Origin of the sequence: Mesorhizobium sp. M7A.T.Ca.US.000.02.2.1, assembly GCF_003996995.1 — a bacterium.
Taxonomy (GTDB): domain Bacteria; phylum Pseudomonadota; class Alphaproteobacteria; order Rhizobiales; family Rhizobiaceae; genus Mesorhizobium.
The window spans coordinates 1-603 of the sequence record NZ_RZTT01000872.1 but is presented as its reverse complement, the minus strand read 5'-3'; the positions used below and the strand labels follow the sequence as shown (position 1 = coordinate 603).

Annotated in this window: 1 protein-coding gene; it reads left to right on the top strand. The window is 62.0% G+C overall.

What is annotated here, in order from left to right; all coding sequences use genetic code 11:
• On the top strand, positions 1–569 hold a 569-nt coding region (locus tag EOD15_RS36140; protein WP_210212224.1), incomplete at its 5' end, for a hypothetical protein.
• Positions 570–603: the final 34 nt, after the last annotated feature.

The window sequence follows — 603 nt, the reverse complement described above, 5'->3', positions numbered from 1 at the left end:
TTCTCTACAAGGACGAACTGCGAAATTTTTCCCAGAGCCGCCTGCACCGGGCGGCTAGCAGCTTCGCCGACTCCCGCCGGATTGCCGAGCGCGAGCTGGGCGACGGCGCCAAGACGTTCATCCCCCGCCCTGGCGGGGACTATCGGGGCAAGGTGATTGGCGAAACCGATCTGCACGTGGTGCAGCAGGTTGGGCGCCAGTCCGCCGTTGCTCATTTTCGGGACCAGCTCGGCCGCGCTCCGCGCATGGGCGAGGTTGTCGAGATCCGCTACGGCAAAGACAACAAGGTTTCGATGCGCTCACAGCAGGAATTGGCCGAGGCGAAAGCCAAGGCTGATACCTTCCGCACTGAAAGCGCCAAGGAAGGCGTCAAGAAGTACCCCGACCTCGCACCCTCCTATGCCTATGTCAGGGCCGTAGAAGCGCGCGTAGGGGCTTCCCAGCCGGGTTATGCATCCAAGGTGGCCACCAAGGTCCGCGAAGAGCTTGCGGGCCGTATAGAGCGCGGTGAGGCATTACCGGAAATCAAACGACGCGAGCAGAGCCGGGATCAGGATCGAGGCCGGTAGTTCAGCGTTCAGGTAGCATTATGCTACCTCGCTT